This is a genomic window from Intrasporangium sp., from assembly GCF_036566125.1.
Classification (GTDB): Bacteria; Actinomycetota; Actinomycetes; order Actinomycetales; family Dermatophilaceae; genus Intrasporangium.
Genome location: NZ_DATCWX010000205.1, coordinates 1 through 7207 on the forward strand (window position 1 = coordinate 1; position 7207 = coordinate 7207).

General features: G+C 69.1%; 7 protein-coding genes. All 7 read left to right on the forward strand.

Annotation, left to right across the window (positions count from 1 at the left end):
• A partial coding sequence (locus VIR15_RS12810) for an SIS domain-containing protein (protein WP_331928192.1) occupies nt 1–763 on the forward strand: 763 nt, incomplete at its 5' end.
• Between the two features lie 32 nt (nt 764–795).
• Nucleotides 796–1731, forward strand: coding sequence for a DUF808 domain-containing protein (locus tag VIR15_RS12815; RefSeq protein ID WP_331928194.1), 936 nt, complete (start codon nt 796–798; stop codon nt 1729–1731).
• 89 nt (nt 1732–1820) lie between these two features.
• The gene (gene ahcY / locus VIR15_RS12820; RefSeq protein WP_331928196.1) at nt 1821–3257 is read left to right on the forward strand and encodes an adenosylhomocysteinase; all 1437 of its coding nucleotides are present in this window, start codon (nt 1821–1823) and stop codon (nt 3255–3257) included.
• 174 nt (nt 3258–3431) lie between these two features.
• Nucleotides 3432–3947, forward strand: coding sequence for a hypothetical protein (locus VIR15_RS12825; protein WP_331928198.1), 516 nt, complete (start codon nt 3432–3434; stop codon nt 3945–3947).
• 106 nt (nt 3948–4053) lie between these two features.
• A complete protein-coding gene (mtrA, locus tag VIR15_RS12830) occupies nt 4054–4731 on the forward strand; it encodes an MtrAB system response regulator MtrA (protein WP_331928200.1) in 678 nt (225 codons plus the stop codon).
• A gap of 42 nt (nt 4732–4773) precedes the next feature.
• Nucleotides 4774–6552, forward strand: coding sequence for an MtrAB system histidine kinase MtrB (gene mtrB, locus VIR15_RS12835; protein WP_331928202.1), 1779 nt, complete (start codon nt 4774–4776; stop codon nt 6550–6552).
• Nucleotides 6552–7207 (forward strand): LpqB family beta-propeller domain-containing protein (locus tag VIR15_RS12840; RefSeq protein ID WP_524538099.1); only part of this gene is annotated, 656 nt, incomplete at its 3' end. The genes mtrB and VIR15_RS12840, both read left to right, overlap by 1 nt.

The window sequence follows — 7207 nt, forward strand, 5'->3', positions numbered from 1 at the left end:
GACGGTGCTGACCGTGGGCGCGCCGGACTCGCCCCTGGCGGAGCTGAGCGCGCGATCGCGGGGAATCCACGTCCCGCTGGCGATGCCCGGGTCCTCGTCACGGTCCGCGATGTGGGCCCACGCCACACCCCTGCTGCTCGCGGCCGACGCACTCGGCGTGGCCACCGTGTCGACCGCCACCGTGAACGCCCTCGCGGACGTGCTCGACGAGCGGGCCGCCGAGGTAGGGCCATCGACGGAGTCATTCGACAACCCGGCCAAAACCTTGGCGATGGACATCATGGAGTCGTCCACCATCGTCCTCGGGTCCGGGCACCTGGGCGGGGTCGCCGCCCGCCGGGCCGTCGCCATGTTCGGTCGCACCGGCCGGGTGCCAGTCGCATCCGGCGTCCTGCCGGACGCGGCGAGCCAGGTCGTGGCCTGCTTCGACGGGCCCCTCGCAGGCGGGGAGTCGGCCGAGGAGGACGACATCTTCGCCGACCCCTACCTCGACGGTCCGCGCCGCGCTCCCCTCCGGCTCGTCATGCTCCGGCACGCCTCCGAGGCAGGGACGGATCTGCAGGTCCTTGCCGACGCCGTCGTCGCGGCGGCCGAGGACGCCGGAGTCCGGGTCTCCCTCGTCGACGCCGTCTCCGACGACCCCCTGCTGCGGGTCGCCTCTCACGTCGCCCTCACCGACTTCGCGGCGACGTACCTCGCCCTGGGCCAGGGCTACGACCCGGCGACCTCGCCACACGTGAGACTGCTCAGAGGCGCTCGCTAGCACCCGCCTCCCTGACACCTACGATGTAGCCCATGGCAGGTGGACTGGTTGCGCTCCTCGACGACATCGCGGCCCTGGCAAAGCTCGCAGCGGCCTCGATCGATGACGTCGGCGCAGCCGCCGCCCGGGCCAGCGTGAAGGCGACGGGCGTCGTCGTCGACGACACGGCCGTGACGCCACGCTACGTCCAGGGCCTGGAGGCAGAGCGCGAGCTGCCCATCATCAAGCGGATCGCCCTCGGCTCCCTCCGCAACAAGCTGCTCATCATCCTCCCGGTCATCATGCTGCTCAGCCAGTTCCTGCCCTGGCTGCTGACCCCGATCCTCATGGTCGGCGGTGCATACCTCGCGTACGAGGGGGCGGAGAAGGTGTGGGAGGCGGTGTCCGGCCATCACGAGCAGGAGGCCACGGCAGCCGTCGACGCCGCCCAGGAGGACGCTGTCGTGTCCGGTGCCATCCGCACCGACTTCATCCTCTCGGCCGAGATCATGGTCATCGCGCTCAACGAGGTGGCTGACGAGCCGTTCGTCTCCAGGTTGGTCATTCTCATCATCGTCGCCCTGCTCATCACCGCGCTCGTGTACGGCGTCGTCGCCCTCATCGTCAAGATGGACGACGTCGGCCTCCAGCTCTCGCAGCGCGCGTCATCCAGCGCTCAGCGGATTGGCCGCGGCCTCGTCAAGGCGATGCCGCGGGTGCTCAGCGTCCTGTCGACGGTCGGCATCGCCGCGATGCTGTGGGTAGGTGGCCACATCCTCCTCGGCGGGATCGACGAGCTCGGCTGGCACGCCCCCTACGACCTCGTCCATCACCTCGAGGAGGCCGTCCGCGGTGTGGCCGGTATCGGTGGACTCCTCGCCTGGTTGGTCAACACCCTCGCATCGGCCCTCCTCGGCCTCGTGGTCGGCGCCGTCATCGTCACCGTCATGCACCTCATCCCGCGACGACGCGGAGCCGCGGCGCACTGACGGTAGAATCGGCGACTCCGGCGTGGGTGACGACCCGCGAGACCCAGAGGGGCGCGCCGGGTCAGCACACCAAGCCAAGGAGATCTGCCATGTCCTTTGACCACAAGGTGGCCGACCTGAGCCTCGCCGCGGCCGGACGGCACCAGTTGCGCCTCGCGGAGCACGAGATGCCCGGGCTCATGGCCCTGCGCGCGGAGTACGCCGAGAGCCAGCCGCTCAAGGGCGCCCGGATCGCCGGGTCCCTCCACATGACCGTTCAGACGGCGGTCCTCATCGAGACGCTCACCGCGCTCGGAGCCGAGATCCGTTGGGCCTCGTGCAACATCTTCTCCACGCAGGACGAGGCGGCTGCCGCCGTCGTCGTCGGCCCCGACGGGACGCCCGAGGACCCCAAGGGGGTCCCGGTCTTCGCGTGGAAGGGCGAGACCCTGCCGGAGTACTGGTGGTGCACCGAACAGATCCTGACCTGGCCGGGAGACGAGGGTCCCAACATGATCCTCGACGACGGCGGGGACGCCACGATGCTCGTCCACAGGGGAGTCGAGTGGGAGGCGGCCGGCCAGGTTCCCGCGACGACCGAGGAGGACTCCGAGGAGTTCGGCGTGTTCAAGGAGCTGCTGCGCCAGAGCCTCGCCGACGACCCGGAGAAGTGGACGCGCGTCGCCGCCGGGATCAAGGGCGTCACCGAGGAGACCACCACGGGAGTTCACCGGCTCTACCAGCTCGCCGAGTCGGGCGACCTGCTCTTCCCGGCGATCAACGTCAACGACTCGGTCACCAAGAGCAAGTTCGACAACAAGTACGGCATCCGGCACAGCCTCATCGACGGCCTCAACCGGGCGACCGACGTGCTGGTCGGCGGCAAGGTCGCGGTCGTGTGCGGCTTCGGCGACGTCGGCAAGGGCGCGGCCCAGTCCTTGGCCGGCCAAGGCGCTCGGATCGTGGTCACCGAGGTGGACCCGATCTGCGCACTCCAGGCCGCCATGGAGGGCTATCAGGTCGCCCGGCTCGAGGACGTCGTCGCGAAGGCCGACATCTTCATCACGACGACCGGCTGCTACGACGTCATCACCGCCGAGCACATGACGCAGATGAAGGACAAGGCGATCGTCGCCAACATCGGCCACTTCGACAACGAGATCGACATGGCCGGCCTGGCCCGGGTCCCCGGTGTGAGGAAGACCGAGATCAAGCCGCAGGTCCACGAGTGGTCGTTCTCGAGCGACCGGAGCATCATCGTGCTCTCCGAGGGCCGGCTGATGAACCTCGGCAACGCAACCGGGCACCCGAGCTTCGTCATGAGCAACAGCTTCTCCAACCAGACGATCGCCCAGATCGAGCTGTTCACCAAGAACACCGACTACGACAAGCAGGTCTACACGCTGCCCAAGGTGCTCGACGAGAAGGTCGCCCGGCTCCACCTTGACGCACTCGGAGTGCGACTCACCGAGCTGACCAAGGGCCAGGCCGAGTACCTCGGCGTCGACGTGGCCGGCCCATACAAACCCCAGCACTACCGTTACTGACGCCACCGACGCGTGCAGCCCAGCCACAAGGGGACGTATGCCGCTGAGCTCGCCGAGCCCAGCGGCATACGTCATCGCCTTGCTGGGTCACCAGCCCGCGTGGCGGGCGACCCGCGAAAATGGCCAATGAAATCCCCTGTCACCCGATCCCGGGCGCACGAGACGAAGGCAACCATGAGAAAGCTCCTGAGCGGTGCGTTGGCGCTCACCCTCACCCTGGCGCTCGGCGCCTGCTCCACGCTGGAGGACGCCTTCATGAGTCCCGCGCCGACAGCCGTCCCGCGGGCGGACACGACAGCCGCGGACTCGGCGACCGCGACGCCCACCACGAAGGCCACGACGACCTCCCCTGCGGTCGACCAGGCCACGCCCGAGGCGGCCATGGAGTCCTGGCTCACCGCCCTCGTCGCCGGCGACGGTGTAGCCGTCTGCGCCCTGATGGCGGCGGACGGCCAGCCGGTCAACAGCATCAAGGGCGCCGCGCCCGACTGTGGGGAGGCGCTGACGCCGCTGCTCAGCTCGCTGCAGGAGCTCAAGGGGATGTTCGACGGCCTCAGCATCGACGGCGCGACCGTCATCGATGACCTGGCCACCTTCGAGGCCGCCACGGTGAAGCCCGACGTTGCAGCGCAGGTGATCCACCGGTTCAAGGCCGTCAAGATCAAGGACAAATGGTTCGTGACCGAATGACCTGAGGGTGGGAGCGGGCCGCTACGGCGTCCCGAGGGACGGCGCCGCTGTGTGATGATGTGGCCATGACGTGCGACCCCGCGTGCGGGCCGCGAAGGGAGATGACGTGAAGGGTCGGGTTCTGGTCGTCGACGATGACCTCGCCCTTGCCGAGATGCTGGGCATCGTGCTGCGCAACGAGGGCCTCGAGGTCACCCATGTGGCCGACGGAGGCGACGCCGTCCCGGCCTTCCGGGAGTCGCGACCCGACCTCGTCCTGCTCGATGTCATGCTGCCTGGCTTGGATGGCATGGAGGTGTGCCGACGGATCCGCGCGGAGAGCGGCGTGCCGATCGTGATGTTGACGGCCCGGACTGACACGGTCGACGTCGTCGTCGGGCTGGAGTCCGGGGCCGACGACTACGTCGTCAAGCCCTTCAAGCCGCAAGAGCTCATCGCACGGGTCAGGGCTCGACTTCGGCGAGGTGACGAGCCCGCGCCGGAGAAGCTGACGATCGGAGATCTCGAGATCGACGTCGCGGGACACTCGGTCAGGCGGAATGGGAAGGCGCTGTCCTTGACGCCGCTCGAGTTCGACCTGCTCGTCGCCCTCGCGCGCAAGCCGTGGCAGGTCTTCACCCGCGAGGTGCTGCTCGAGCAGGTGTGGGGTTATCGCCATGCGGGCGACACCCGTCTCGTCAATGTGCACGTGCAGCGACTGCGCTCGAAGATCGAGCATGATCCCGAGCGCCCGGAGATCGTGGTCACGGTCAGGGGCGTCGGCTACAAGGCGGGCCCCGCCTGAGGCCTGTCGGCAACGGCAGCGCCGCGGAGTCGGGCGATGGAGATGAGTGAGCGGCCCACCGCAGTGATGGAGATCGACGAGACCGCCCGGGGCCACCGGCCCCGGAGCCGCTGGGAGCGACTGGCGCACCAGCTGAGGACGCTGTGGCGCCGGCCCCTCCACCTATGGCGCGCCTCGCTCGGCTTCCGCGTCGTCGTGACGACCATGCTCCTCGGCATTCTCGTGCTCACGGCGGTCGGCACCTATCTCTACGGCTCCATCGCCCAAGGCCTCGTGGACGGACGTCAGAGCATCGCCGCAGTCGACTCCCAGCGTGACGCGAAGGACACGCAGAACTACTTCCAGTACACCGACAAGGTGGACTCCACGGCGGACGTCAGCCAGGGGGCGACCGACCAGATCAGGTCGCTGCAGCGCGACAGCGGGACCCAGGAGCGCTACGTCGTCCTGTCTCGCCTTGACACGAACAACAACCCGAACATCATCGGGCCGATCGAGAGCGGCTCTGTCGGAGCCCGCTTCATCCCCAAGGAGCTGTCCCAGGCGGTCGCGGAGAACCCGGATCGACAGCAGATGCAGATCACGACGGTTGAGCTCGGCGACAGCACCGTCTCCGCGCTCGTCGTGGGCCAGCAGGTAGCACTGCCGGTGGTCGGCGACTACGGCCTGTACTTCATCTATCCCATGCAGCGCGAGCGCGACATCATCAACCTTGTCGGCCGGACCTTCCTGCTCGGTGGGGTGGCGCTCATCCTCCTCGTGGGCGCCATCGCCTTCGTCGTCACCCGGCTCGTCGCCGACCCGGTGCGCCGCGCAGCGATCGTCGCCGAGCGTTTCGCGGAGGGGAACCTCAACGAGCGCATGCGGGCCAAGGGGGAGGACGACCTGGCGCGCCTGGGCAACTCGTTCAATGCCATGGCGGCGTCGCTGCAGCAGCAGATTGCCCAGCTCGAGAACCTGTCCCGGGTCCAGCAACGCTTCGTCTCCGACGTCTCCCATGAGCTGCGCACGCCCCTGACGACGATCCGAATGGCCGGTGAGCTCATCCACGACTCACGAGGCACGTTCGACCCGGCCGTGGCGAGATCGGCCGAGCTGCTCATGGGCGAGCTCGACCGTTTCGAGTCCCTCCTGACGGACCTGCTCGAGATCTCGCGTTTCGACGCCGGCGCCGCTGTCCTCGAGATCGAGGCCACTGACCTGCGGGGCTGCGTTGAGCGGGCGGTCGACGCCCACCGCACCCTGGCTGGGCGGAAGGGCATCGAGCTCGTCGTCCACGAGCCAGCATTCCCGGTCGTGGCCGAGATGGACTCACGCCGGATCGAGCGCGTGCTGCGCAACCTCATCGCGAACGCGATCGAGCACGGTGACGGTCGACCCGTGGAGGTCACCCTGGGCGCCAACGACTCGGCCGTGGCGGTCACGGTCCGGGATCATGGGGTAGGCCTGCGGCCGGGTGAGGCGGCCCTCGTGTTCACCCGGTTCTGGCGGGCGGATCCAGCCCGCGCACGGACGACCGGAGGCACTGGCCTCGGACTGGCCATCTCGCTCGAGGACGCGCGGCTGCACGCCGGAAGGCTGGAGGCCTGGGGTGTCCCCGGGGAGGGCTCATGCTTCCGGCTCACCCTGCCACGACACGCCGATGCGACCATCACCGGTTCTCCACTGCCGTTGAGTCCGCTTGCTGCGCGAACCCATCGCGACCGGGCCGGAGCGGGCGAGGAGGAGTGGAACGCATCCGGACGCGCGACTGAGGACACGGTCAAGCTGCGCCGGATCACCCGCACCCAGGCGCCGACCGGGGCGGAGCACCCGTCGTGATGCCTGCGGTGCTGCGCCGGGTGGCGGTCGTCCTCGCAGCCTTGCTCGTGGCCGGAGTGGCCGCCGGATGTGCCGGGCTGCCGGACTCCTCGCGCGTCAGCGATGGGCGCCGGCTCGACGAACCGATCAACGATCAGTTCCGGGTGACGGCGCAGTTGCCGGTCGCCGGCGCAAGCCCCGAACAGATCGCCCGTGGCTTCATCCGCGCAGGCGAGGACCAGGCTGAGACGCACGCCACCGCGAAGGCCTACCTCAGCGAGCCATCGGTGGGCAGGTGGCGCTGGTCCGCCCACGACACGCTCATCTACAACCGGGCCAGTGACCTCCACGTCCGGCGGACCGGCGACAGCTCCATCGAGGTCAGCGTCGCGCCCGTGGGCATGCTGGGAACGGATGGCCGCTACCGCGACGCCGAGCCCGGCACGGTGATCCGTACGACCTTCGGCCTGACGCAGGTGGCCGGTGAGTGGCGCCTCGAGCTGCCCGAAGAGGGGTTCGGTGTCTGGCTGGAGGCGACCGCCTTCGACAACCTGTACATCGCCGCCCCCGTGCACTACGTCACGCCCTCCGGCCGCGAGCTGGTCCCGGACACGCGGTGGTTCCCCCGTGGGCCACGGCTGGCGACGAGCCTGGCTCGGGCCCAGCTCGAGCCGGT

Coding starts and splice junctions, on each gene's coding strand:
- VIR15_RS12815 (WP_331928194.1), top strand. CDS start 796: ATGGCAGGTGGACTGGTTGCGCTCCTCGACGACATCGCGGCCCTGGCA.
- ahcY (WP_331928196.1), top strand. CDS start 1,821: ATGTCCTTTGACCACAAGGTGGCCGACCTGAGCCTCGCCGCGGCCGGA.
- VIR15_RS12825 (WP_331928198.1), top strand. CDS start 3,432: ATGAGAAAGCTCCTGAGCGGTGCGTTGGCGCTCACCCTCACCCTGGCG.
- mtrB (WP_331928202.1), top strand. CDS start 4,774: ATGAGTGAGCGGCCCACCGCAGTGATGGAGATCGACGAGACCGCCCGG.